The following is a 23,496-nucleotide window of genomic DNA, read 5'->3' on the forward strand; positions in this document are numbered from 1 at the left end:
ATTTCTAGGAGCTAGATCAAAGTAAAGGCGATTGCAGCCAAAGGCGGATCAATAAAAGGTGATTTTATCGCTGTTCAGATAGCTTCACGGCCAGCCCAAGCTGGCTCACTTGAGCGGCCGTGCTTAGCCCTTAAAAGTGGTAACTAATTCCTAATACCGAAGTCAGTTCGCTACTGTCTTCAACCATTGGGCTGTCGCTAACGGTATCGTCGAGTTTGGTCCAACGACCCGACAAATACGTTTGCCAATGGGCATTAATACGCCACATTAACGACGCCCCAACGAAATATTGAGTGCTACTGTCGACTTGATAAGCCGGTAATCCACTGCGGACTGATTCGGCGCCACTGATACCATAATAATACTGGTTAAAATCATCGCTTTGCCACGCCACACCGATGCTAGGCGTTAACACCAGTTGCCGTTCAAGCAACTGCCAAGGGTATTCATAATTGACTTCGGCACGTTGGCCATGATGTTTGCCGCTAATATCGGTGCCTAATCTTGCGTTCAGTTGCCCCGCGGCTAATTCAAAGCGCATCGAGACGCCGGCTAAGGCGCTGAAATCGCGGTCTTGCAAACGTCGCATAGCGACATTATCTGATTCATCAGCATCGTATTTTTCTGGCGCCACCGCCGCATAAACCGAAAACTGGTAACCGCGTTCTTGTAGTACGCGATAACCGACCATGGGCCCGCGCCAATAGAAGCGCTCGCCCTCGTAACTGATTAGCGGAAATGCGGTGGTTTGCGTATCTACGCCGACATAGGGTGACGGCGAACCGACGACGCCCAGTCCCACCGACCATGGTGAACTGGTAACTGGCTGTTGAGCAGAGGCTAGTGGCGTTGCTAGCGCGCTAATGACGGTTAAGCCAATGGGATACCACAAAAACTTACCCATGCGGCAGATCTCCTTGTCGATAGTTAAACAGGTTATAGATAGTTATTCGCCTGCACAAATATTTACTATTAAACAGCTAAAACGCAATAAATGCAGGTTCAGTTCAATATCACGTTTATCCGCTACTACGGTTAGTTGTGGTCACTATCAGCAAACTGGCTATATGTGACCTTTATCGCTAAGATGACGCTCTTTGAATCGTACCAATACGTTTGCTTGGAAAAACGCCACCGATGTTATTAACCGCTAATCAATTATTTCCACAGTTTACCGCAACCGAGCTGCTTAGCGATAGCGCTGCGGCGTCTATGCCTGCAGCCGATTGTTTAGTCGGCCAACAACGCGCCTGCAAGGCATTAGCCCAGGCTAATCAAATTGCGGGGCGTTACAGCCATAGCTTTGCGGTCATGGCCCCTGGCTCCCGTCAGCATGACCTGCTGCAAGCGGTACATCAGCGCTATCCTTGGCAGTATTCACAGGCCTTTGACTGGCTCTACCTCGCTAATCCATTAGACAACGAGCGGCCATTAGCGGTAAATGTCAAAGCCGGTCAAGCGCAGCAAGTAGTCGCACAACTGTACGATTATTTGAGTCAAGATTTATCCAACCGTGCGGCACTGCGCGAACAATTGCTGGCAGAGCAAAATAGTAGTCGCTTAGAGGCATACCTGAGTTTGCTGGGCGAACGCCAACTGACCGATATCGGTAGTGACGAATTAGCCACCATTGTCGTTAGCCAGCAACAGCATCAAGCATTGTATATTTGTGATCGGGTGACCGAATCACAACTGTTCGGTAGCATTCGTTTGCAGTCGCAGGCTGGCACTGTACATTCTGACTTACGCTTAATCGAACCGGGTATGTTGCTCAAAGCTAACGGTCAAGTATTAGCCATCAACGCCCATGAATTGTTACAAGACCCTGGCCTGTGGCAGCGTTTGAAATACTATTTAAAAACTGCAGAATTTACTTGGGATGACATCGTCGACGCTCAACAACGTGTGTTTTATCAACCGCAAGCGATGCCGTTGCGACTCAAAGTGGTGCTGTTCGGAGAACGAGATAGCTACGCCCTATTACGCGAAAATGATCGTGATTTTGAGCAACTTTTCCCAATTTTAGCCGACTTTAGCGGACATTATTCGTTAACCCAGCAGCCTTTAAAGGATTACTTGGGTTATTTACGCTATGTCGAACAACAGGCCAATTGTCTGCCGCTGGCGGCGACTTGTTACGATGTATTGGTCCGCCAAGCATCACGCTGGTGCGAACATCAACAAGAATTGAGCTTAGACAGTTACCGCTTTATCCAGTGGCTACGTGAAGCCGACGCCATCGCTCGTCAACAACAGCAGCGAGAAATTGAGCGACAACATTTACAGCAAGCCCTAACACAACAGCAGCAACGACAAGATTTCGTGGCCGAGTTAAGTCGCCGGGCGATTATAGAAGAACAAGTGCATATCGCTACTGCCGGTGCTGTGATTGGTCAGTTAAATGGCCTTACCGTGGTAACGCTGGGCGGCTCTGAGTTTGGCGAGCCGTCGCGTATTACGGCAACGGTGCACTACGGTGATGGCGATATTATTGATATTGAGCGCAAGGCAGAACTCAGTGGCAATATTCACACCAAGGGCGTGATGATCCTGTCCAGCTATTTAGCTAATTTATTCGCCCGCAACGAACCGATGTCGCTATCGGCAACCGTGGTGTTTGAGCAGTCTTACCATGAGGTTGATGGTGACAGCGCGTCATTAGCCGAGCTGTGTTGTTTGCTGTCAGCGTTGGCTGAAGCACCACTACGTCAAGAGCTGGCGGTGACTGGCGCTATCGACCAGTTTGGTGCCGTACAAGCGATCGGTGCCGTTAATGAGAAAATCGAGGGTTACTTTCGTTTGTGTCAGGCGCGTGGGCTAAGCGGTACGCAAGGTGTGGTCATTCCACAAGCTAACGCGATTCACCTAAACCTCGATCCCGACATTGTCGCTGCTGTGGCGGCAAAACAGTTTCATATTCACACCGTTAGTCACGTTACCGAAGCCGTAAGTTTATTAACTGATCTGCCCTGCGGCGATGCCAATGAAGCCAATTCAACGACATTATTTGGCCGAGTACAGCAACGCTTGTCACATTTACATCATAATCAACCGTTAACATCTTGGTGGCAGCGTTTATTTATGTCATCGAATGACTAATCGGAGTTGTTTAGCGTACAACTGTTCGCTAAAGTGTCGGCAGTTTTTAATCTGCTCAAATGTGGTGTTATGAATCAATCAAGTTTTACTCGCGAAGATTTGTTGGCCTGTAGCCGGGGCGAAATGTTTGGTCCCGGTAATAGCCGTCTGCCCGCCCCTAATATGCTGATGATGGATCGCATCGTTAATATTACCGCCGACGGTGGTCGTGAGGGTAAAGGCTTTATTCACGCCGAGCTCGACATCAATCCTGATCTGTGGTTTTTTGACTGTCACTTTAAAGGTGACCCAGTTATGCCGGGCTGTTTAGGATTGGATGCGATGTGGCAGCTGGTTGGCTTTTACTTGGGCTGGTCGGGTGGCCCCGGACGTGGTCGCGCACTCGGTGTCGGTGAGGTTAAGTTCACCGGACAAATCTTACCAAGCGCCAAAAAAGTCAGCTATTACATCGATATGACTCGCGTTATCAAGCGTAAGCTATACATGGGCGTGGGCGATGGTCGTGTTGAAGTTGATGGTAAACCGATATATAGCGCCAAAGATTTGAAAGTCGGCCTGTTTACCGACACCTCGTCGTTCTAAGCAGCGCTTTATATGAAAGAAGCCCGCCATATTAGGCGGGCTTTTGATAATTAACTATAACGTTTTAAGTTAGATGTACCGCATTGACAATCAGCGATAGAGTCCGGCCTGACGCGCTTCAATGGCATCACGCCAACCACCGAGCCACTGTGAACGACTCTCAAAGGCCTGATACGGACAATTCTCTTTTGAGCGGCCTGAAATACCTGCTTTGAACCCTTGAGAGTGAGCGCGTTCAAGACGATCGCGTTTTTGTCTTTTCATCGTATATTCCCTCGTACTATGACGACAATGACCACTGGCGGCGGCGTTGCGGCGCCACATCATCGGAACGAATGTATATTGGTTCGATTGGAGGACTTGTTGCCCTCATTACTAGAGATAGCAATTTTGCAGACGAGTTCAATAGGTAAAAATCGGACAGTATCAGCGAAGCGTTTAACTTGCTGATACTGTGACGATTTTTGATGAAATTTTTTTTATAAAATTATGACAGGTTAGTGGCTAAACTTGCGACGAATGGTTATAAGAGCACCCATCAGCGCTAACCCAAGCAGCTGCCAAGGTGTGGTTGCCGCCCCTTCGCGTTCTACTTTGTTTGCCTCTTCGGTGCAATCGTTAAATTCACCACCAGTGGCATTTAAACGAATGGTTTTAGCAACTTGACGACTACGTTCATTGCCATCGCTATCGGTATAAGTTTGCGTTTGAACCGCAGTTGCCAAAATATCACCTTGATCATTAATGCTGTTAGCCTCAACGATATAATAGTTGGCATCGCAACTAATGGCATCGTTTAAATCGAGCATTTTGGGTTGTTCGGCGGTCGTGTCGTAAACAAAACCGACTCGACGACGAGTGTCGCTGATAGAGGCTTCAATTTCTGCGCTACCAACAATTACACCATTATTGTTAATTGCCATCGGAGTGGTACTAGCGCCGGTAAAGAAGGCATTCATTTCTTGCACTGCAGGCGTCTCGGCATCAACATCATAAGTGAAGCCGACATTGCGGAAGCTACCATTAATACGCTTAATCAAATATCCAATAACGATGTTGTTATCATTAATATCGGTCGCTGAACCCCAGAAGTAATCGGTGTTTTCAGTGACGGGTAAGACCTGATCATCAACAAAGATAGCTGGCATTTTAATGCGTCCGCCAGTGCTTTCGTTACCGTCATAATACGTCCAGCTTTGGCCAACAATAACGTCGTTATTATTCACCGCATAGGCGTAACTTGAAAAGTCGCCACTGTCATCCTCGTCGTTACGTTCGGTTAATAAACCCAGCTGTTTGCTCGAGATAACTTGGCCTTGGCTATCTAACTGCCAAGCATAACCGCGCATATCATAGATTGAGCGATTAGAGGCGATACGACTAGCGCTGAAGTAGTTTGGACGGAACTGTTCTGCGCGGGCGCTTTGTAACGAGAACCAGGCATTCCAAATACAAATCTCGGGCGGACGACTCAAGGTCGACTGGTCTTCATCAGGATTATTACAGTTATCAATCACCGTTTCTGCTGACGGACTTAAACCGACACTGGCATAACCCACTGCCAAACTATTATCGTTCATGTCCATAATCGACGACTCGCCACCGAGTTCAGTCGTCTCTGGTGGATCGATGCGAGTTAAATTAGCGCCGTCATACCATACCGCGCGACTAATAAAGTCACGTACGTAATAAGTAATGCTAACCTCTTCGTCGTCGCTATTGGTGTAGGTATACTCTAACGGTTCATACGGAGCGCTACCGCGACCAAATGCATAGCCGCCATTGTTAATACCATAAAACAAGTTTTCGGTGCTGATTGGCAGTGAATTATCGTTACTGTCGAAGAATGGCACTAGCGTCGCCGTATTGCCCATCATGGTCGTGGCAGCGTTGTTGCCGATACGCAATTGACCAGCATTCTGGTTGGTAGAGTCTTCCAACAAACGTACTAAATTGAGGTACTGAGTTTCGCTTAACTCGTAGCCTTCATTGGCTTGCGTCGAGGTGATCCCCAGCGAGTTCAAGGTCGACACCGACACTTTAGTTAAATCAATATCTAAGCCAAGTGGTGTGCGTGCGATACCCACAGCTTCACCGGCGTCGTTTAACGACACGGCAAATTGTTGCAGATAATTATCGGGCGTCGCGACTTCACTTACACTGTAAGCATCGGCTCGCGCCTGGCCCATGGTAACGGCACTTAACACCGCTGCGCTAACCGCGCCATAAGCAAACTGTTTCATCATGCTGTTAACTACTCTATTGTTGTAACTGTTCGAGTTCATCCCAACGCTCAAGGGCTTGCATGAGCTCGGATTCGATGTTGGCCATGCGCTGCAATAGCGGCTCAGTAACAGTGACCGGTTGGCTAAAGAACGCCGGATCATTAACCTGCTGCTGATAATCAGCCAATTCTTGTTCTAGTTGTTCAATCTGTTCAGGGAGCTGTTCCAGCTCTCGTTGCAATTTGTATGATAACTTTTTCACCGGGCGGCGACCAGCGCTCGCCGATGTTTGGCTGTCTGACTGTTTACTGGTGGTCTTGGTTCCCGCTTCAGATGATTTTTTCTGTGCCGCTGATTGCTCATTTTTCTGCCCTTGTGCCTGCAGAAAATGATTGATTTCGGTAAAACCACCGACAATCTCGTTAATGATGCCCTGGCCTTGGAATAGCAGCACCTGAGTTGCCGTGTTATCAACAAATTCGCGATCATGGCTAACCAAAATGACGGTGCCCTGATAATCGGCAATAATTTGCTCAAGTAATTCTAAGGTATCGATGTCCAAGTCGTTAGTCGGTTCATCCAGAATTAGTAGATTACTTGGTTGTAAGAACAATTTAGCTAACAAAGCGCGATTACGCTCACCGCCAGACAGTGCTTTTACCGGCGTTCGGGCTTGCTGCGGCGAAAACAGAAAATCTTGTAAATAACTCAGAATATGGCGGCTACGACCGTTGTAGGTGACATCTTGTTTACCGTCACCGACGTTATCGACAATCGACAATTCCGGGTCAAGTTGAGCGCGGTGTTGGTCAAAATAAGCGACTTCAAGATTGGTGCCTAAGCGTACATGACCGGCATCGACCGGCTGTTGGCCTAAAATCACCTTGATCAAGGTACTTTTGCCGCAGCCATTGGGACCAACCAATGCTAACTTATCACCGCGCATCAGCGTCAAATCGAAGTCGTTTAAAATACGCTGTTCGGGCCCAAAGCTGAGTGCCATTTGCTGACCTTCAAAAACCAACTTGCCAGAACGCTGCGCTTCGTTCACACCTAGCTGCGCACTGCCCTGACGTTCTCGTCGTGCGGCACGTTCCTTGCGTAAGGCTTGTAATGCGCGAACTCGCCCTTCGTTACGTGTACGACGAGCCTTGATACCTTGTCGTATCCATGTTTCTTCTTGCGCGAGCTTTTTATCGAATTCTGCGGCTTGCTGCGCTTCGACGTTCAATAATTCTTCTTTCTTGCTGACGTAAGCGTCGTAATCGCCGGGAAAACTACTTAATTGACCGCGATCTAAATCGACAATACGTGTCGACAAACGCCGAATAAAGGCCCGGTCGTGACTAATGAATAACACCGCCCCATTAAAATTTAACACCGCTTCTTCAAGCCAACGCACCATGTCGACATCCAAGTGGTTGGTTGGCTCATCAAGCAGCAGTAAATCGGGCTGCAACACTAATGCCTTTGCTAGCGCGACCCGTCGCAGCCAACCGCCGGACAGGTTAGCGAGCGTCTCATCGGCTGTTAATCCCAAACGGCTTAGAACTTGTTCGACCTGAGTACTGAGTTGCCAGCCGTCACAAGCATCCAGCGCCGACTGTAACTTATCTAAGCGTTTTAGCGTCGCATCATCAACCTCACTGCCATCACTCATTTGCTGCATGAGGCGATGGTAGTCTTGCAACAGTTTACCGCTTTCTGCCAGCGCGTCGGCAACGTAATCGTAAACGCTTTGCGGGCTGCTTGCTGGTGGGTCCTGCGGTAATCGAGCCACTACCGTATCACCGACGTATTGCACGCTACCGCCATCAAGTTGAATGTCACCCGCAATCGCTTTTAATAACGTCGATTTACCGGCACCATTACGGCCCACCAAGCAAACACGCTCTCCGGCTTCAATAATAAAATCAGCATTATCTAAAATCGCGTGATGGCCAAAGGCCAGTTGCGCTTGTTTTACTCGCACTAAGGTCATTGACTTAAAAACTCCATTAACTGCTGGAATGGCCAACGTAATTCAGCGTCGTCTTTGGCCCGTATTAACACCGGTACCAAATTGGCATATTCTTCTAAAAGTGCTGGATCATCGCTAATATCCACCATTGCTAATGTCACCGGCTGCTCCAACGGTTGCTGGTGAACTTGCAGCAGCGCTTGTTGGCACAAGCCACAATTGGGTTTGCTGAGTAAATAAAAATCACTCATCAGGATGACTCAGATAGTTGTTCGTTACGCATAATAACGAATAAATGGTGAATCCCTTTATTGCGCTCAAAATCTGCTGCAATCGACGCTTTGGTGCGATCGATGGCGACTAAACCATGCTCAGCTAAGGCGCTTTCGTCAATTTTGAAACGACGCTTATTGTTCGAGAATAAAATGACGCCATCGTCCGCTAATAGACGTGCAGCGGCGACTAACATAGCGACGTGGTCACGCTGTATATCTAAGGTATCAGCCATACGCTTAGAGTTAGAGAATGTTGGCGGGTCGATAAAAATCAAATCGTAGCTGGCCGCCGGCTGATCGGCTAACCACGCTAAACAATCGGCTTGAATAAACTGATATTGATCCCCGTACAGTTTATTTAGCTGGAAGTTACGTTGCCCCCATTGCAAATAAGTTTTCGATAGATCGACCGAGGTTACCTCCGCGGCACCACCGATTGCGGCATGAACCGATGCACTACAAGTGTATGCGAACAGATTTAGCACATTCAAACCGGCCGACTTTTCGGCGATCAAGCGTCGCACTGGGCGATGATCAAGGAATAATCCGGTGTCTAAGTAATCAGTTAAGTTTACCTCAAACAGCGCACCGTACTCGCGAACTTGCTCAATAACACCCTGCTCTGCACGCTTTTGATATTGCTGACGACCAGCTTGACGTTGACGAACTTTCAAAATGATGTGGTCGTCGGCAAATGGCAACGCTTGACTGAGGGTTTCTAATAACTGCCACAAGCGTTCGCGCGCAACCTGCTCTGGGATAGTGCTGGGAGCAGCGTATTCTTGTACCACCAAATAGTCGTTATACACGTCAATTGCCGCATTATAATCCGGTAAATCAGCGTCGTATAAGCGCCACGCATCCAAGCCTTCTTTATCAGCCCATTTAGCCAGCTTTTGATAGTTCTTTTTCAGTCGATTAGCAATGTCACTCGATTGCGTTTCATTAAACTCTGGTTGCTCTTTAGTTAAGTCGTAAAGAGCCAACAAGACTTCCAGCGCACCATTGAAGAATTTGTACTTTTTATCGCTGCGCAGTTTGAGGCGCTTTAATAACTGCTCGTCGCCACATAATAGGGCCACCTGCCAGCCTGTAAAATGGGCTCTCAATTGCCGTCCAAAACGACGATACAGCAGCAAACTCTCGACTTCTTCACCTAAGCGTTCACCATAAGGTGGGTTGCTGATCAGCAGCCCCTGTTCCGCAACCGGTGTCAGTTCGGTGGCATCAGCTTGTTGCCACTGACAAAAAGCGCTTAATTCGGCGCGCTCAGTATTAGCTCGAGCGGCGGCTAGCATGCGGACATCGTTATCAAAACCATAAAAGCGCCCACGATAGCTCTGCTTACCCTTTATAAAACGCTCGCGCGCCTGTTGCCGTAATTGCTGCCAAAGCGCTTCGTCATGGCCTAACCAGTAACGAAACCCCCACTGTTCACGATGTAAACCTGGCGCGCAGTGAGTTGCGATCATCGCAGCTTCAATCAATAAGGTACCTGAACCACAAAAAGCATCCATCACCGGTAACATCGTGCTGGCATCAAATTGACTACGCGCGATCACCGCGGCGGCGAGCGTTTCGCGTAACGGTGCGGCACCTTGTTGCTGTCGATAACCGCGTTTATGCAAGCTATCGCCCGATAAATCTAAATACCAATGTAAAATGCCCTTGTGCAAGCGCGCGTTGACACGAATGTCAGGCTGCTGGCGATTGACGTTAGGGCGTTGCCCCGTTTGTTCACGAATTCGGTCTACAATTCCGTCTTTTACCGTTTGTGCACCGAATTGCGTGTGCCTGATATTGCCCGAGGTGCCACTAAAATCGATACTAAAGTCGTGACTGGGTAGCATATGTTGTTCCCAGGCATAGTCGGCGATGACACGGGTAATACTGGCAGCATCGCTAACGTCGGCTTGCCCCAAACGCAACAGGACTCGTCCTGCGATGCGTGAATGCAGACAAATTAAATAAGCATGTTTTAACTCGCCGCTGACATAACAGCCCGATTGGGTTTGTTTAACGTTGTCACAACCAATACGGTTAAGTTCTTCAAATAACAACGCTTCTAAACCTTTAGCGCAGGTAACAAAATATTCGTGCATGCTTTATCTCTTGGTGGCAATTCGAGCGGATGATCAGTCATCGATTGCGATGAGTGATTTCTATCATCAATGGTCAGCGATTATAACTAAGCCGCTTCTAACTGTCTGTCACAGTCTTTAAAAACGCACTAAAAAGGTGGTGATAAAGGGATTTTTGTTTAAATAAGCAGCACTCAATCGCAAATCGGCCAATTAAACAGCAGTCGGTGCAAATAGCACTTGCCTTTAGTCGGTGATGGGCATACCATGCGCAGCACATGGACGCGGGGTGGAGCAGTCTGGTAGCTCGTCGGGCTCATAACCCGAAGGTCGTAGGTTCAAATCCTGCCCCCGCAACCAATCTTCCATGGCCTTTCTTAAGTTTTCACGCTCACTATCTAAAAGCAAATTACGACTAAACCGCTAGTTTGACGATTACGTCAGCACAAGCGGCTTATGCCAGTCGCCGTGTGGATGCAATCAATTCAATGGTGGCCGGTAGCAAACGGTTATGTAAAACTTTAACCGTTTGATAGCGATGTAGGGTTTTGATATCCGATAACGGCATATCGCCGTCGATCAACATGCATTCGCTAAACTCATCATCTCTGGCAATGATATAAAATAAGCCCTGCGCGAACCCTGAATTCAACTCACATAAGCGCTTGTTAACTGGCCAGTTATCGGTATGAGCTTGCTGGAAATGCCAGCTTTGCGGCATATGAGGACGACCAAAGCGTAGCCAGGCAGCAACGCATAAGGCGATTTGATGGCGCTCAGCGTCATCAAATTCGGTGAACGGCTCAAAATAATCAAGCGCTTGTTGGTAATGCGTAGCATCTTCAATAGAAAAGGATAAAGCCGAAGTCGGAAGGTTGACTAATTGCTTCAATCGATAAGGTAATGGTTGAGCAGTGCTGTCGTCGTCGAGAACACCATGACTACCGCTACAGCTAAACTGTAACTGTTGTGATTGGTCGTCAACGATCCACATCCCCTGTTCAACCGACATCGATGCTTCCTTTTTTATTGTCGTTAGTGGTTGGCTCAGCTATTTTGGAGCTGAGCAGCATAGCCGGTCAACGGTTTAAACGGCTAAAAAGTGTGCATTACATTAAGGTAAATGCGGGTTGAAGACAAGAGTTAAGACAACTGCTTAACGATATCTTTAACCAAAGCCGGGCCGCGATAGATAAAACCCGTGTAAACTTGTACTAAACTCGCACCCGCTGCCAATTTCTGTTTAGCGCTAGCGGCATCATCAATACCACCGACACCGATAATGGGTAACTCACCCTGCAACGTCTGATGTAATACCTTGATCACATGAGTACTACTATCACGCACTGGCAAGCCGCTTAAACCGCCGGCTTCTTCAGCATGGGGCAGTCCTTCAACCTGACTTCGCTCAAGCGTCGTATTGGTCGCAATAATGGCATCTAATTTCGCTTCTTTGATCGCAATAGCCATGTGTTGAATATCTTCATCGCTTAAATCGGGCGCAATCTTTACCGCTACCGGCACATAACGTTGATGCTGCTGCGCTAACTCAAGCTGACAGTGCTTTAACGCGCTCAATAAATTAGCCAATGCGCTGCCATGCTGAAAGGCTCGTAAACCGGGAGTATTGGGTGATGAAATATTGACGGTAATATAACTGGCGTAGGGATAAACACGACGCATGCAATAGATATAATCATCCACTCCCTGTTCATCCGGGGTATCTTTATTTTTGCCGATATTAATCCCTAACACACCGTCAAACGCGGTCGCTTTAACCCGCTCAACTAAGGCATCGACGCCTTCATTGTTAAAGCCCATGCGATTAATAATCGCGCGCTTTTGCGGTAGTCGAAACAAGCGCGGTTGTGGATTACCCGGCTGCGGCCTAGGCGTCACCGTACCGACTTCAATAAAACCAAACCCCATTTGTGCAAAAGCCTCAATACAGCGCGCATTTTTATCTAATCCAGCGGCCAAGCCCACGGCGTTAGGAAAATCAATGCCCATCACGCGAACCGGCTTTGCCGGTAATCGTTGTTGCCAAAAATACCGCAACGGTGTGCGAGCATAGCGGCTTAGCAACGATAAAGTCACATCGTGTGACCACTCGGCATCACGGCTGAATAAAAAGCGGCGCAATAAAGCGTAAAGCATGGTGATTTAGCGTCCTCGTTAAACAGATAGAAAAACGGTGCTGTTATGGTTATTTGCACCGTTGTGCAAATTGATACAACAACACCGTTCTAACAACACTAACCTAAACGGTTAGTTAGCCTTTTGGCGCGCAGTTATGGCTCAATAGCATTAATTCACGCAACGCCACCGAGAACTTAGCGAACTCATGGCTCTTCGTGGTACGGAAGTCAGCCAACATTTGCTGCCAACGGTCTAAGAACACCCGGTTAGCTTCAATCCAGTTTTCTAGCATGACGGCGGCATCACTTTGCTCTTCCGAGAAGTTCAGCACCACATTAGTCAATGAGCGTTGCTGCCAATCTAGCTCCTCACGGAATGCCGCACGCGCCAACGCTTGCCAATGGTTTGCAACCGGTTGGCTGTTAATTTGGTCAAGGAACCAATGTAACTGAATGCGTGAACCTAAGCGGAAGTATACTTTCGCCACTGTTACCAAATCACGACCGCTGTCGTCGGAAATTTCAGCGATATCGAGGGCTGAGAATACACTGCTTAAAATACCAACTTGTTTAGCTAGGTCTGCAGGTACTTGCTGCTCAACCAAGTTATCGATTTTTTCCTGAATCGCCGCGGCTTCTTCTTCGTTCATGTAATCGATGACGTTTTCGCGCAATTCGTCGAACGCACCACGATAATAATCGATACGCTCTTGGATACTGGTTAATTTAGTATTGCGATGACGCAGTAACCAGCGTGTCGCACGACGAACCATACGGCGCATCAGGAACAAAATATCGTTCTGTACATCGGCCGGAATCTGGTTATTACCCGCCTCAACTTGGCGCCAAATGTCTCCCATGTTAAAGCACTCACGCGCCACCACATAAGCCGATGCCACTTCAGCTTCTGAAGCACCAGTGGCGTCTTGCTTGCGGTGTACAAAGTTTGGCCCCATATCATTAACGATATTGTTAGCCAGCTTAGTTGCGATAATTTGCGCCTTCAGCGGGTGCGATTGCATGGCCTCGACAAAGCGCTCTTGCAACACTTTCGGAAACGACGAGACTAAGGCTCGAGCATGGTAAGGATCTTCGGTGATCTCTTCCGAAATCAATTGCTCCTTTAACACCATCTTGCCGTAAGCCGTAATAACCGCCAATTCCGGACGAGTTAAGCCTTTACCTGACGCCTGGCGCTCGGTCAGCTCATCATCATCGGGCAAAAATTCTAAGGCACGGTTAAGTTGCCCTTCACGCTCTAAGTGATGAATAAAGCGCTGTAGCTCTTTGATCTGATCAGCACCGCGACGCAGGGTAACCGAAATCGACTGAGTTTGACGATTACAGTCGTTTAAGACGATTTTCGCCACATCATCGGTCATCTCATACAACAACTGATCACGTTGTTTTTGCGTCAAGTCGCCCGCGTTAACCAAACCATTAAGCAAGATCTTGATGTTAACTTCGTTATCCGAACAATCAACGCCACCGACGTTATCGATAAAGTCGGTGTTGATGCGGCCACCTTTGCTGGCAAATTCGATTCGACCTAATTGGGTAAAGCCCAAGTTGCCGCCCTCACCGACTACTTTCGCTTGTAGGTCTCGGCCATTGACACGTAGCGCATCGTTAGCGCGGTCGCCGACATCGCTATCGGTCTCTTTGGCGCCTTTAACGTAGGTACCGATACCACCGTTCCAAACTAGATCAACTGGCATGGTCAAACAGGCACGGATCAATTCGTTGGGGGTCATCGACTTTTTCGACGAGCCCAGCATTTTCTTCATCTCAGGGCTGAGTTCAATGGCTTTAGCGGCGCGCGAGAATACACCACCACCTTTAGAAATCAGCTCACGGTTATAATCGTCCCAGCTTGAACGAGGCAGCTTGAACAAGCGGTCACGTTCTTCCCAGCTGCGCGCTGCATCGGGGGTTGGGTCGATAAAGATATGCATGTGGTTAAATGCGGCTTGCAGCTGCGTGTGCTTAGACAGCAACATACCGTTACCGAATACATCGCCCGCCATGTCGCCAATCGCCACACAGGTGAAATCCGTAGTCTGGCAGTCGACGCCCATTTCACGGAAATGACGCTTAACCGACTCCCATGCACCGCGAGCGGTGATACCCATTTTCTTATGGTCATAACCGACTGAGCCACCCGATGCAAAAGCATCGCGTAACCAGAAGTTATATTCGGCAGAAATACCGTTAGCAATATCCGAGAAAGTCGCTGTGCCTTTGTCAGCAGCGACCACCAAATAAGGGTCATCTTCATCATGACGAACCACATCACGCGGTGGCTGGATCTCGCCATCGACGATATTATCGGTGATATCCAGCAAGGCACGAATGAAGGTGCGGTAACAAGCTTTACCCTCTTCGAAAAACGCTTCGCGTTCTTCCGGTAAATGTTTACAGAAGAAACCACCCTTGGCACCGACCGGCACGATCACGGTATTTTTAACTTGCTGCGCTTTGACTAAGCCTAATACTTCGGTACGGAAGTCTTCACGACGATCAGACCAGCGCAAACCACCACGGGCAACTTTGCCGCCGCGCAAATGCACGCCTTCGACGCGTGGTGAATAAACGAAGATCTCAAACTTCGGCAATGGCAGCGGCATTTCCGGCACTAATTCTGGCAAGAACTTCACCGATACATAGGGCTTATCTTCGCCCTGTTCATCGCGTTGGAAGAAGTTGGTTCGCAATGCGGCACTGATCAGTTCAACGTAACGACGAATTATGCGGTCGTCGTCCAAGTTGGCGACTTGATCAAGTTCAGCATTGATACGCGTGACCAAGGCGTCCATTTTTTTCTCGACGCTTTTGGTACCCGGTTCAAACTTGGTATGGAACAACTTCACCACCAACTTGGCAATCAGCGGATATTTACTGAAGGTGCTCTCGATATAAGCCTGACTAAACGTGGTACCGATTTGACGCATGTATTTAGCGAACATACGTAAAATGATGACTTGGCGGCCAGTCATGCCAGCGCCTAAGATCAAGCGGTTAAACCCATCGTCCTCATATTGACCATTCCAAACGTTGGCAAAGGCGTTTTGGAAAATATCGCGGATCTTGTCTAAATCTAACGGTCCTGAGGTATGCAACATATGGAAGTCTAATACCCAGAAGACATCGCCGTTAGCCGTTTTAATCTGATAAGGACTTTCGCCAATCACACGCAAACCAAAGTTTTCCAACATCGGTAATACGTCAGACAAATGAATCGGCTCATCTTTATGGAATAGCTTCAGTTTAACGTACTTACTATCAGCCTCTACCTCTTGCGCCCGATACAGTAACATGCCCAGTTTATGGTCATCGTTCAACGCTTCGAGTTGCGCGATATCGGCAATCGCGACTGATGGCAGCACTTCTTCTTTATAAGCGCGAGGGAATGCCGTGGCATACTTGCGAAGCAGCGCGTTGGCTTTTGCCTCACCATAAGTGCTGCTTAAAGTACGCTCGAAATTATCTTCCCAAGTGCGGGCTGCTTCCACGAGATTTTGCTCCAATTCTTTAATGTTAACGTCCTGAACATCTTCGCCGATGCGTACCATGTAATGAGTACGAGCCAACGACGATTCAGAAAAATAGGTAGTAAAGTCGACATCATCCTGACTATTCAGGGTGCGCGCTAAAATTGATTGCGTCTTCTGACGTACCAAGGTGTTATAGCGATCTTTAGGTACGTACACCATGCACGACATAAAGCGACCAAAAATATCGCGCCGCAAGAATGCACGGGTCAAATCACGCTCTTGCATTTGCAAAACACCTAAGCCGACATCAAGCAGCTCTTCTTCGGCGGCTTGCACGATTTCGTCGCGCGGATAGGTCTCTAGAATATTAAGTAAGGCTTTTGCCGCATGTGAATTAGGGGCAAAACCCGATGCTTCCATGATGCGACGAATTTTCGCGCCAACCATGGGAATGTCACGCGCGCTATTGTTGTAAAAGCTCGACGAGTAAAGTCCGATAAAACGTTCTTCACCGATAACTTTACCGTTTTTATCAAACCGTTTAATACCGATATAATCACTGTAGGCCGGACGATGCACGCGCGATTTGCTGTTCGTTTTGGTGAGCAGCAGTAATTGGTTATCAAACGTAATATCACGTGCTTCTTCGGGTAGCGTCGATACTAAGCGGCCTTTATCGCTAACACTGTTACGCAACAAACCTAAACTGGTGTCGGGGACTTGGCGAATAACGTGATCACCCTCAACCGTTTCTAATGAATATTGACGATAGCCCGTCAGGGTAAAGTTGTCTTCTGACAACCATTGCAGGAATTCTTGCGCTTCTTTTAATTCTTGTTCATCGCCCGGATACTTAATATCGTTCAGTTCTTCGGACACCGCTTGCAAACGCTCGCGCATGGCTTGCCAGTCACCCACCGCTAATGAGATATCGGCCATTACCGAAATCAGCTCTTGTTTTAGCGTTTTTAATTCATCGCTGCTGGTTTGACGGTCGACTTCGATCAAGAACACCGTATCGACATGGGTGTCCTTGCCGTGGCTGCCTGGTTTGAGCATGCCGGTAATATCGCCCTGCTTATCACGTTTGTGACTAATTGGCAGGTGTAAAAGTAGGTGTGAGGTAATACTCAGGCGGCTCAAGGCCATGCGTACCGAGTCCACCATAAACGGCATATCGGATTGAATAATCTCGATGATAGTATGCGGTGACTCCCAGCCATGCCGTCCTACTTCGGGGTTATACACTTTAATCAGTGCTTTATTACCCGGCTTATAGTCATTAAAACTATGCCACAGGCTTAAAATCGCACCGTACATATCGCTGTCGGTGCGGTGCACTAAGTCATCGCTTGAAATATTGCGGTATAGGCGGTGGGCAAAATCTTGGATCAGTGGCGCTTGATTGGCAGGCACTTTTTTGGCGATCAGCTCATCGACTTTCTCAAGTAAAACCGGGGGTTGACCATCGACCAACGACATAATGTGGTGTCCTTGCTAAGTTGTTGGTGAAACGTGCATTAACGGAAAAATCGATAGCCGTACTGGCACTATCGCTAAACCGTTATTAAATTCCTCATATTCTCGGCTATTTAGCCTTGAGGTTCAATGCTTTTCACGCTATTTAGCACAGTTCAGACCACCAAAAACGCGGCTCTGGAATGCTTATCCAGTTAGCCTGAATTTACTTGCTGTAAATCGACAAAACGCCCTTGCTCATCGATGGTTAAACAAAAGCGCCCGGTTATCCCCCGGGCACCGATAAAAGGCACGAAACGACCGCAAGGAATGGCGATAGTGACGCCATTATCGTCACGTACCAGCAACTGCTTAACTCCCTCAGCATAATAATGATGCTCAAATTCGGGATAACTGATGCTCAAATTAAACCAAAACTGTCGTTGCATCTGAGTTTTTATTCATCCAAGCAAGAAACAATCTTTTCGTAAAGATCTCGTGCCAAATTTGGCAGTTGACGTAAACGTAAAAGCTGCTCGCGCATCAACTGTTGCCGCGCATCATCAAACCGGCGCCACTGCATAAAGGCGCCAATTAAACGAGATGCTACCTGCGGATTGCTGCTATTCAACTGCGCAATGACTTCGGCAATTAGACGGTAGCCTGCACCATCGGCTCGATGAAACTGTGCCACGTTATGCGTAAAGCTTGCTAACAACGCGTACACCCGATTGGGGTTATCCAAACTGAAGTCTGGGTGCTGCATCAACGCCTGTACTTGCGTTACCGTATCCGGTAAGTCTGCCGTAGCCTGCACAGCGAACCATTTATCCATTACCAGCACATCGCCCCGCCACTGCTGGTCGAAGGCCTGTAATAATGGTTTAGCACAGCTAAGCTGAGCGGATACAGCCGCTTGTAACGCCGCCAATTGGTCAGTCATGTTATCGGCATTGGCAAATTGTTGTTGTATCTGGGTCACTACTCCCGTTTCTTCAGCAGCCGTTGCGCTTAGGGCTAAATAATGCAGGCAAACTTGCTTTAACGAACGCCCGGCAATGGCGGCGGCATCGACACTATAATCGCCTTGTGTAGCGCTAAGCTGCTGGTAGCAGTGTTGAAAGTCAGCCGCTAAGGCTGTCGCAATTTGTCTTTGCAACGCTTGTTGATAGTGACAAAGTGCATCCACCGGACGCTGTTCAGGATAAAGCTCTAATAGCGCCTCTAGCGTAGGAACGGTCAAGGCTTGCGCGCGTAAGGCCGGGTCGATGTCGGCTTGCAGTAACTGCCGCAGTGCCGTCACCGTTTGCTCAGTTAGCAGCAACGGCTGTTCACTATTACCTGCATCAACGGCGCGTTGAATCACACGTTGATAAAGTTGCTGCGCGCTATCCCAGCGGACGAACGCATCGTCAGCAGCGGCCATTAAAATGCGTAAATCGGCGTCATCCGCTTGCTGCACCAACTTCACCGGCGCCGAAAAGCTTTCTAACCACGCCATTACGATGGGTTGTTCAGCAACTTTAAAGTAAAACGATTGCTGCGCCTCGGTTAATGACAACAACCAAGCACCGCTATCACTGCGACGAATGCTAACGTCATGCTCATCGGCAGGCTGTAGCTCGACCACCTCGCCGGCACGGTTATAAGCACGTACTAATAACGGCATATGTAAGGGTAACTTTTGTTGCTGTTGTGGCGTTGCCGGAGTCTGTTGAGCGACGGTTAAGCATAACTGCCCGTTTTGTTGCTGTTGGCTAACCGTCAACTCTGGTGTACCCGCCTGGCTATACCAGCGACGAAATTGCTGCAAGTCGACCGCATTAGCGGCTTCCATCGCCGCAATGAAATCTTCACAGGTTACCGCCTGACCATCGTGCCGACTGACATACTCGCGCATGCCGGCTTGAAAACCTTGCTCGCCTAATAGCGTATGCAGCATACGAATAACCTCGGCACCTTTGTTATACACGGTCACCGTATAAAAGTTATTCATCTCAATCACTTTATCGGGGCGGATCGGGTGTGCCATCGGCCCCGCGTCTTCGTTAAACTGGTGCGTACGCATGATATTAATATCGTTAATACGATGCACCGCGCGCGAGCCCATGTCGGCACTGAACTCTTGATCTCGAAAAACCGTCAGGCCTTCTTTTAAACTGAGTTGGAACCAATCGCGGCAGGTAATACGGTTACCGGTCCAGTTATGAAAATACTCATGTCCAATAACCGACTCGACATTAAGAAAGTTCTGGTCGGTGGCCGTTTTGGGATTGACTAAGACATATTTGGCGTTAAAAACGTTGAGGCCTTTATTTTCCATTGCCCCCATATTAAAAAAGTCGACGGCTACGATCATGTAAATATCCAAATCGTAAACCAAGCCAAAACGTTGCTCGTCCCAACGCATCGCCGCCTTGAGTGAACGCATGGCATGTTCGGCGCGATCCAGATTACCTTTATCAACAAATAGCTGCAAAGCGACGTCGCGGCCGTCTTGCGTATGGAAACTGTCTTCCAGTAAATCAAAATCACCGGCAACCAAGGCAAAGAGATAGCTGGGTTTAGGATGCGGATCATGCCAAGTCACGGCATGACGGCCCTGCTCTAACGTCTGGCGATCAATACAATTACCGTTCGACAATAAATGCGGAAATTGTTGCTGGTCTGCACGCACCGTGGTGGTGAACTCAGACAACACGTCGGGTCGGTCTAAATAATAGGTGATACGACGAAAGCCTTCGGCTTCGCATTGCGTACAGTAGCAGCCAGCAGATAAATATAAGCCTTCCAGCGCTTTGTTTTGAGCCGGATCGATGAGGTTTTCGATACGTAAGCGGCAACGTTGGGGCAAACCATCGATGCGCAATCCCTGTTCGCTAAGCTGGTAATCAGATTCGCTAAGGGGACGCCCATCAACTTGCAAAGACACTAACGTCAATTGCTCGCCGTCTAACATTAACGCGCTTTGTGAATAATCCTCTCGGACAATTTCTAATTCACAAATGACGCGGGTTTGCTGCGGGTGTAAATCAATATCCAGCGTCGTCGTTAGAATACGAAACGCCGGAGCTTGATAATCTTTACGATACTTAGCAGCCGGTTGCTGCGTTGCTTGCTCTGTAGACATAAAACAACAATGTCCTTAGGCCGTGGTTGGGGCCGTTTTAGGTTCAACTCGCAGAATACGGAATCCGGTATATGCCATGATAATAGCAATTAACGGCGTCAATAAATTGAAAAAGGCAAATGGCCCATATTCAAACGGACTCACCGCCAGCACGCTAAACATATAAGCACCACAAGTGTTCCATGGAATCAGCGCCGAAGTAATGGTACCGCTGTCTTCCAGCGTACGAGATAATACTCGCGGATCTAAACCGCGACGCTCATATTCTTCGCGGAACATACGTCCGGGCAATACGATAGCCATGTATTGATCGGCGGTCAGTACGTTGGCACCAAAACAGGTAAACAAGGTCGAGGTGATCAGTGAACCGGTAGAGCGCGCGACATTCAGCATGCTCTGAATAAAACGCTTTAATAAACCCACTTTTTCCATGATGGCGCCAAATGTCATGGCACTTAAGATTAGCCATACGGTATTTAGCATGCTCGACATGCCACCGCCACTGAGCAGCGAGTCCAAGTTTTCGTTACCGGTATTAACGGTGGTTCCGTCCGATAACGCTAACCAGACCACCTTTAGGCTGGCTACCCAACTGGTATCGCCACCGGCTAGGCCAGCCACCACATCGGGTTGAAAAATTAACGCCCACACGCCACCGAGTAACGCGCCAAAAAAAACTGTCGGTAACGCCGGTTTACGAGTCGCCGCGAGGACTAACAAAATGGCTAACGGAACCAGCATGAGCCAACTGATGTTAAAGGCTTGGGTGAGCTCTGTCTGCATATTATCTAGGCGCGTCATGCTCACGTCGGTATTGGCGTGAAAACCCAAAATCATAAATAAGATCAAAGAAATAATAAATGCAGGACCGGCGGTATAACCCATGTAACGAATGTGTGAGAACAGTTCAGTTCCGCTAACGGCTGGTGCTAAATTAGTGGTATCCGATAACGGCGACATTTTATCACCGAAATAAGCACCCGATACGATCGCGCCGGCGGCAATAGCGGGCGACAGATCCATGCCATTAGCGACTCCCATTAATGCCACACCAATTGTCGCGGCAGTTGTCCATGAGCTACCGATAGCTAGGGCAACAATTGCACAAATTAGGCAGCTAGCCATATAAAACCAGCTCGGACTCAGTAACTCTAGACCATAGTAAATGAGACTCGGCACGGTACCCGACAACAGCCAAGTACCAATTAACGAACCGACCGCTAAAATGATCAGCATGGCACCTAACGCAACCGAAATACCCTCGGTGATACCCTCTTCGATATCTTGCCAGCTAAAGCCATTGCGAAAACCGATTAATACGGCGATGCCCGCAGCAATTAACAAGGCAATCTGATTAGGCCCGTATGATGAGTCTTCGCCAAATAAATAGACCGACGAGGCCAACATCAGGATCAAAGCGATAAGCGGCGTGAGCGCCTGCCAATAGCTCGGTTGTTTCTTTTCGGTATGGCTCATGCAAGGTTCCGTTGTTCAATTTTTTATTATGAAAAAGCCGCTAAACGCGGCTCTACGACATTATTTTAAGCTAATTATGCCAATAAGCTGGAAAAAAATGACAATGATAGCGACCGGCGCTACATACTTAAGACATAGCAACCAGATACTATAAATCCATGGCTGTGTACTCATTTCATCCTGACTATAACTAGACTTCATCGCCCAACCGGCCAGTAACGCTAACAGTAAACCACCCAGTGGTAATAAAAAGTTGGCGGTTATAAAGTCGATAAGCAGGAATAAATTATCGATATCTTTGCCAAAGATGTTCCAATTGAGTTGCGCCCAATCGGCCCCGGCAAATGAGTAAATAGTCAGTTGTCCTAACAACCATAGCACCGCCGCCGCAATAATAGTTGCTGGCCAGCGCGATAAGTTTAAACGCTCGCCAACAAATGCGACTGACGACTCAATCATGGCGATAGCCGAGGTAAAAGCAGCAATCACCAGCATTACAAAAAACACGGTACCAATAATATCACCGCCGGGCATCGCGCCAAACGCTAACGGTAGTGTAACAAAAATCAATCCGGGTCCTTCGCTGGGCGTTAAACCATAACCAAATACCACGGGGAAAATCGCTAAACCAGCCAGTAACGCCACTAAGGTATCGGCCACCGCTATCCACAGCGAGGTTTGTACAATTGAGGTTTCCTTGGGCAGATAAGCGCCGTACATGGTCACCACGCCCGAGGCTAATCCTAACGTGAAAAAAGCATGGCCTAAGGCAATCATCACACCATTTACACTGAGCTTGTCAAAATCGGGGGTAAACATGAACTCGAAGGCTTGTTGAAAGGCACCATTTACACCAACGTAAATCGCGATACCAACCAACAACAAAATCATTAATGGCAACATAAATCGGACTGAACGCTCTAAGCCATGCTTAATGCCGTTCCCCACCACCGCCACAGTAGCAATGATGATCACGCTGTGCCATAAGCTCAATTGCGCAGCCGAACCTTGCAAGCCTTTTAATAAGGCAGCAATACCTTCGCTGTCTGCGCCACTAAATTCACCGCTGGCGCTTTTAAACACGTAGGCTAGTGCCCAACCCGCAATAACGGTGTAAAACGATAACACCAAAAAGCCGGTCAACATCCCTAACCAGCCAGCGCTTTGCCACCAACTGCGACGCCCCGACTCTTGTGCGACCGCTTTTGCAGCATAACCGGGTGAATGTCGACCGCGTCGGCCAATGACGACTTCGGCCATCATCACCGGAATACCAATTAATAAAATGCAGCCTAGGTACACTAATACAAAAGCACCACCGCCATTTTCTCCGACGATATAGGGAAACTTCCAGATATTACCTAAGCCCACAGCGGCAGCAGTTGAAGCTAAAATAAATGACAGCCGACTAGACCAGCGACTGGAGATAGTATTTGTTATTGTTGTCATAATCTCGCCCGCGTAGGGAGCAGGTTGAAAGCGGCTATCTCACCACAAAATGGGTGAAGTTGACAAGCAAACAGCAAAAAAGCCGCTACTAGCGGCTTTTTCTCAGCGATGAACGTAAACAACTGCCTA

Annotated in this window: 15 protein-coding genes and 1 tRNA gene; 3 read left to right on the forward strand and 13 right to left on the reverse strand. The window is 48.3% G+C overall.

What is annotated here, in order from left to right:
- Positions 1 to 130 precede the first annotated feature (130 nt).
- The gene (locus A10D4_RS02185) at positions 131 to 904 is read right to left on the reverse strand and encodes a MipA/OmpV family protein (protein WP_008487456.1); all 774 of its coding nucleotides are present in this window, start codon (positions 902 to 904) and stop codon (positions 131 to 133) included.
- A gap of 233 nt (positions 905 to 1,137) precedes the next feature.
- Between A10D4_RS02185 and A10D4_RS02190 the strand changes: the two genes are divergently transcribed.
- Positions 1,138 to 3,099, forward strand: a complete 1,962-nt coding sequence (locus A10D4_RS02190; protein ID WP_008487457.1) for an AAA family ATPase — start codon at positions 1,138 to 1,140, stop codon at positions 3,097 to 3,099.
- A 69-nt stretch (positions 3,100 to 3,168) separates the two neighbouring features.
- Positions 3,169 to 3,681 (forward strand): 3-hydroxyacyl-[acyl-carrier-protein] dehydratase FabA, encoded by a 513-nt coding sequence (gene fabA, locus A10D4_RS02195; RefSeq protein ID WP_008487458.1) that lies wholly within the window; start codon positions 3,169 to 3,171, stop codon positions 3,679 to 3,681.
- Between the two features lie 90 nt (positions 3,682 to 3,771).
- Here the strand turns inward: fabA and rmf are convergent, their stop codons facing one another.
- The 5 genes from rmf to rlmKL all read right to left on the reverse strand — a co-directional run bounded on the left by rmf (position 3,772) and on the right by rlmKL (position 10,243).
- Entirely contained in the window at positions 3,772 to 3,945 is a 174-nt protein-coding gene (gene rmf, locus A10D4_RS02200) for a ribosome modulation factor (protein ID WP_008487460.1), read from the reverse strand.
- A gap of 233 nt (positions 3,946 to 4,178) precedes the next feature.
- Positions 4,179 to 5,927, reverse strand: coding sequence for a DUF3466 family protein (locus A10D4_RS02205; RefSeq protein WP_008487461.1), 1,749 nt, complete (start codon positions 5,925 to 5,927; stop codon positions 4,179 to 4,181).
- Between the two features lie 13 nt (positions 5,928 to 5,940).
- Entirely contained in the window at positions 5,941 to 7,887 is a 1,947-nt protein-coding gene (uup, locus tag A10D4_RS02210; RefSeq protein ID WP_008487462.1) for an ATP-binding cassette ATPase Uup, read from the reverse strand.
- A complete protein-coding gene (locus tag A10D4_RS02215; RefSeq protein ID WP_008487463.1) occupies positions 7,884 to 8,117 on the reverse strand; it encodes a glutaredoxin family protein in 234 nt (77 codons plus the stop codon). Before A10D4_RS02215 ends, uup begins: the two co-directional genes overlap by 4 nt.
- Positions 8,117 to 10,243 carry a bifunctional 23S rRNA (guanine(2069)-N(7))-methyltransferase RlmK/23S rRNA (guanine(2445)-N(2))-methyltransferase RlmL gene (rlmKL, locus tag A10D4_RS02220; protein ID WP_008487464.1) on the reverse strand — a complete coding sequence of 709 codons (2,127 nt, stop codon included), beginning with the start codon at positions 10,241 to 10,243 and terminating at the stop codon, positions 8,117 to 8,119. Before rlmKL ends, A10D4_RS02215 begins: the two co-directional genes overlap by 1 nt.
- A gap of 262 nt (positions 10,244 to 10,505) precedes the next feature.
- On the opposite strand from rlmKL, the gene A10D4_RS02225 reads away from it, so the two are divergent.
- Positions 10,506 to 10,582, forward strand: a tRNA-Met gene (locus A10D4_RS02225).
- Positions 10,583 to 10,676: 94 nt separating this feature from the next.
- Here A10D4_RS02225 and A10D4_RS02230 read toward each other — a convergent pair.
- The 7 genes from A10D4_RS02230 to A10D4_RS02260 all read right to left on the reverse strand — a co-directional run bounded on the left by A10D4_RS02230 (position 10,677) and on the right by A10D4_RS02260 (position 23,367).
- Positions 10,677 to 11,234 (reverse strand): cell division protein ZapC domain-containing protein, encoded by a 558-nt coding sequence (locus A10D4_RS02230; RefSeq protein WP_008487465.1) that lies wholly within the window; start codon positions 11,232 to 11,234, stop codon positions 10,677 to 10,679.
- Positions 11,235 to 11,365: 131 nt separating this feature from the next.
- On the reverse strand, positions 11,366 to 12,379 hold the full coding sequence (locus tag A10D4_RS02235; protein ID WP_008487466.1) for a quinone-dependent dihydroorotate dehydrogenase: 1,014 nt from the start codon (positions 12,377 to 12,379) through the stop codon (positions 11,366 to 11,368).
- Between the two features lie 115 nt (positions 12,380 to 12,494).
- The gene (locus tag A10D4_RS02240) at positions 12,495 to 17,336 is read right to left on the reverse strand and encodes an NAD-glutamate dehydrogenase (RefSeq protein ID WP_008487467.1); all 4,842 of its coding nucleotides are present in this window, start codon (positions 17,334 to 17,336) and stop codon (positions 12,495 to 12,497) included.
- Positions 17,337 to 17,527: 191 nt separating this feature from the next.
- On the reverse strand, positions 17,528 to 17,761 hold the full coding sequence (locus tag A10D4_RS02245; RefSeq protein WP_008487469.1) for a DUF2835 family protein: 234 nt from the start codon (positions 17,759 to 17,761) through the stop codon (positions 17,528 to 17,530).
- An 8-nt stretch (positions 17,762 to 17,769) separates the two neighbouring features.
- On the reverse strand, positions 17,770 to 20,442 hold the full coding sequence (gene pepN / locus A10D4_RS02250; protein ID WP_008487471.1) for an aminopeptidase N: 2,673 nt from the start codon (positions 20,440 to 20,442) through the stop codon (positions 17,770 to 17,772).
- A gap of 15 nt (positions 20,443 to 20,457) precedes the next feature.
- Positions 20,458 to 21,918 carry a Na+/H+ antiporter NhaC gene (nhaC, locus tag A10D4_RS02255; RefSeq protein WP_008487472.1) on the reverse strand — a complete coding sequence of 487 codons (1,461 nt, stop codon included), beginning with the start codon at positions 21,916 to 21,918 and terminating at the stop codon, positions 20,458 to 20,460.
- 60 nt (positions 21,919 to 21,978) lie between these two features.
- On the reverse strand, positions 21,979 to 23,367 hold the full coding sequence (locus tag A10D4_RS02260; RefSeq protein ID WP_040502261.1) for a sodium-dependent transporter: 1,389 nt from the start codon (positions 23,365 to 23,367) through the stop codon (positions 21,979 to 21,981).
- Positions 23,368 to 23,496 lie beyond the last annotated feature (129 nt).

It is taken from the genome of Idiomarina xiamenensis 10-D-4, from assembly GCF_000299895.1.
In the GTDB taxonomy this organism is placed as follows: domain Bacteria; phylum Pseudomonadota; class Gammaproteobacteria; order Enterobacterales; family Alteromonadaceae; genus Idiomarina; species Idiomarina xiamenensis.

What these genes read in the sequence shown, in the direction of transcription:
- A10D4_RS02185 (WP_008487456.1), bottom strand. Translation starts at nt 904, where the DNA reads ATGGGTAAGTTTTTGTGGTATCCCATTGGCTTAACCGTCATTAGCGCG.
- A10D4_RS02190 (WP_008487457.1), top strand. Translation starts at nt 1,138, where the DNA reads ATGTTATTAACCGCTAATCAATTATTTCCACAGTTTACCGCAACCGAG.
- fabA (WP_008487458.1), top strand. Translation starts at nt 3,169, where the DNA reads ATGAATCAATCAAGTTTTACTCGCGAAGATTTGTTGGCCTGTAGCCGG.
- rmf (WP_008487460.1), bottom strand. Translation starts at nt 3,945, where the DNA reads ATGAAAAGACAAAAACGCGATCGTCTTGAACGCGCTCACTCTCAAGGG.
- A10D4_RS02205 (WP_008487461.1), bottom strand. Translation starts at nt 5,927, where the DNA reads ATGATGAAACAGTTTGCTTATGGCGCGGTTAGCGCAGCGGTGTTAAGT.
- uup (WP_008487462.1), bottom strand. Translation starts at nt 7,887, where the DNA reads ATGACCTTAGTGCGAGTAAAACAAGCGCAACTGGCCTTTGGCCATCAC.
- A10D4_RS02215 (WP_008487463.1), bottom strand. Translation starts at nt 8,117, where the DNA reads ATGAGTGATTTTTATTTACTCAGCAAACCCAATTGTGGCTTGTGCCAA.
- rlmKL (WP_008487464.1), bottom strand. Translation starts at nt 10,243, where the DNA reads ATGCACGAATATTTTGTTACCTGCGCTAAAGGTTTAGAAGCGTTGTTA.
- A10D4_RS02230 (WP_008487465.1), bottom strand. Translation starts at nt 11,234, where the DNA reads ATGTCGGTTGAACAGGGGATGTGGATCGTTGACGACCAATCACAACAG.
- A10D4_RS02235 (WP_008487466.1), bottom strand. Translation starts at nt 12,379, where the DNA reads ATGCTTTACGCTTTATTGCGCCGCTTTTTATTCAGCCGTGATGCCGAG.
- A10D4_RS02240 (WP_008487467.1), bottom strand. Translation starts at nt 17,336, where the DNA reads ATGTCGTTGGTCGATGGTCAACCCCCGGTTTTACTTGAGAAAGTCGAT.
- A10D4_RS02245 (WP_008487469.1), bottom strand. Translation starts at nt 17,761, where the DNA reads ATGCAACGACAGTTTTGGTTTAATTTGAGCATCAGTTATCCCGAATTT.
- pepN (WP_008487471.1), bottom strand. Translation starts at nt 20,442, where the DNA reads ATGTCTACAGAGCAAGCAACGCAGCAACCGGCTGCTAAGTATCGTAAA.
- nhaC (WP_008487472.1), bottom strand. Translation starts at nt 21,918, where the DNA reads ATGAGCCATACCGAAAAGAAACAACCGAGCTATTGGCAGGCGCTCACG.
- A10D4_RS02260 (WP_040502261.1), bottom strand. Translation starts at nt 23,367, where the DNA reads ATGACAACAATAACAAATACTATCTCCAGTCGCTGGTCTAGTCGGCTG.